The organism is Thermogutta sp. (genome assembly GCF_014359955.1).
Classification (GTDB): Bacteria; Planctomycetota; Planctomycetia; order Pirellulales; family Thermoguttaceae; genus Thermogutta.
In genome coordinates this window covers 1-2,691 of record NZ_JACIYL010000628.1, presented here as the reverse complement: position 1 = coordinate 2,691, position 2,691 = coordinate 1, and the positions used below count along the sequence as shown (strand labels likewise).

Here is a 2,691-nt window from a genome sequence, read left to right as displayed (position 1 = left end):
ATCCCTTCCACGGCGTCTCACGGCCGTCGCCCATGTCTTTCCCTGCGGCCACGCGGGCTCGCCGGATCCGGTCTTCATTACCCGTTGTCCGAATTTTCTAAATCTTGCAATATTTGCGCTTTATCCATTTATCCCAGTTGACCGACCTTGCGAGGTCCGCTAAGATAATGCGGTCGTTCAGATTGCGCTAAAAAAATCGGTTATGCGACGTGCGGTTGGGAAAGCCGGTTGCATGTGACCGGAGAGAGTCATACGGCCACGGGAGAAAAAGTTCTCCCGGTGGGTGAGTGGGGACAGCGGTGGACGAAATGGGCAATTCCGAAGTCCGCTCCGCGATCCAGGTGCACAACTGGGGACACCCAGTGTTTCCCCCTGTGATTGGGCGGTGTTGCCATGTTGTGATTTTGAAACATCAGTTGCCAACTGACCGTTGAGCTGACACCGAAATCAAGTTGCAAGTGGCGTTGCAAAAATAAGTTACAAAATCGAGCACGTCCCGCAAGGATGCTCGGGCATTGGATGTGCTCCCTCCTTCATCAGGCAAAGCAGGTTCGCGTCGTGTGAGCACCTTTGGTCCCCTTGCCTGTTGAGGACAGCACCTTGCCTAGAGCCAGCCATCACAAACCGCATCCCGTTGCCAGTGGATCCCGAACCGGTAAGGTCAACGGTCACCGCACGGAGCTTGCCCAGGTTGCGGGCAGAACCTCCTCGGAGATCACGCCCCACAAGGGCGTCAACGGCGAATCGGTTCATCCCGACATCTTGCTCGAGGCCCTCGACCCCAGTTTGCTGGACGAAGACCAGAATTCGACCACTGTCTCCCGCACTCGCGCCCACGACGAGACGCTGGATGACGACTACTTCGAACTTGAGGAAGCCGCCCGGTCAGCCGATGACCTGGCCGACGACGAAGAACCGCTCGACGCAGAGGAGGAGGGAGAGGCCGATCTGGACGCCGAATCCACCGGGCAGGACGACCGGATTGATGACCCCGTCCGCATCTACCTGATGCAGATGGGGGAAATCCCTCTGTTGACCCGGCGGGACGAGATTCGGGCGGCCAAGCAGATCGAGCGGGCACGCCGGAAGTTCCGCTACGCGATGCTGGCCACCGATTTTATTCTCAATGCCGCCATTGACCTGCTGAAAAACGTGCGGGACGGCCGACTCCGCCTCGATCGCACGATGGATGTCTCGGTCACCAATCTGCGGGGCAAGCGGCACATCACCCGGTTGCTTGAACCCAATTTGCGAACGCTCCAGGAGATTCAGCGGCGCAACCGCCGGGACTTCACCCAGATGATGAACCGTCGCTTGCCGATGGAGCAGCGGCGGGCGGCCCGGCGACGCTTGATGGCGCGGCGATTCCGTGCTGTGCGGCTGGTGGAAGAGCTCGATCTGAGAACGCAAAAACTGCAACCGCTGCTGGATCGTCTCACCAAGATTTCCCAGCGGATGGACGCCATCGTCCAGGATCTGAGGGCCCTTCGCGGCACTCCCGAGACACCCTGGGAAAAGGAGTTGCGGCGCGAACTCCGGCAGCTCATGCGATTGACGCTGGAGAGCCCCACCACGCTCCGCAATCATCTGGCGGCCGTCATGCGGTATGCCGAAGAGTACGAGGCTGCCAAGCGCTATCTTTCGGCGGGAAACCTCCGGCTCGTCGTCTCCATCGCCAAGCGCTACCGCAACCGGGGGCTGAGCTTCCTCGATTTGATTCAGGAAGGCAATACCGGTCTGATGCGGGCGGTGGACAAGTTCGAGTATGCCCGGGGATTCAAATTCTCCACCTACGCCACGTGGTGGATTCGGCAGGCGATCACCCGGGCGATTGCCGATCAGAGTCGCACCATCCGCATGCCGGTGCACATGCTGGACGTATGCGGGCGAATCCATGCCATGGCCCGCAAACTGGCCCAGGATCGGGGGATCGTCCCCAGTCTGGACGAAACCGCCCAGGCCCTGGGAATGCCGGTGGAAGAGGTGCGCAGTATCCTTCGCATGAGCCATCAACCACTGTCCCTCGACCAGCCGGTCGGCGAACAGGAAGAAAGCTATCTGGGTGAATTTCTCGCCGACTACCGGGAAGATGACCCCCTCTATGAAATGAACTTTGAGCTTCTCAAAAGATCCATCAACGAGGCCCTCGCCGAACTGACCTACCGAGAAAGAGAAATCATCCGCCTGCGCTACGGGCTGGCTGATGGCTATGCCTACACACTGGAAGAAGTAGGCAAGATTTTTGGCATCACGCGGGAACGGGTGCGGCAGATCGAGGCCAAAGCCATCCGCAAACTGCGGCATCCGGTCCGGTCGCGAAAGCTGGCGGGCTTCATCGACGCGCTGGTTGCCCGGGGACAGCTCGCTCCCGACCCCGGCCTGGAAGCCGAACTCTGAACGCCCGGCAATGGGACTTTCATCCGGCACGACAGCATGCCTTTCCATCTCGAAGGGACCCGCTCGTCACGTCCGCTTGTCAACATTCGATGTTCCATGGCCTTCGGCGGGGACTGAAGTCCCGCGCCGAAAGCGGGGCTAAAGCCCCCGCACTCCATATGGAGTGCGGCGATTCATCGCCGCTTTCCGGTGAAGGCTTTAGCCTTCACCAACTTGCCGTTGATTCGGGTTGAACCAGGGTAACCGGTCGGGGCGGAACCTGCCCCTCCAATCCACACAATGGAGGGACCCGCT

1 protein-coding gene is annotated in these 2,691 nt (G+C 60.0%); it reads left to right on the top strand.

Features of this window, described 5'->3' with window-relative positions; translation table 11 throughout:
• The first annotated feature begins 600 nt into the window (after positions 1-600).
• The gene (locus H5U08_RS15175; RefSeq protein WP_297034892.1) at positions 601-2,397 is read left to right on the top strand and encodes a sigma-70 family RNA polymerase sigma factor; all 1,797 of its coding nucleotides are present in this window, start codon (positions 601-603) and stop codon (positions 2,395-2,397) included.
• Positions 2,398-2,691: the final 294 nt, after the last annotated feature.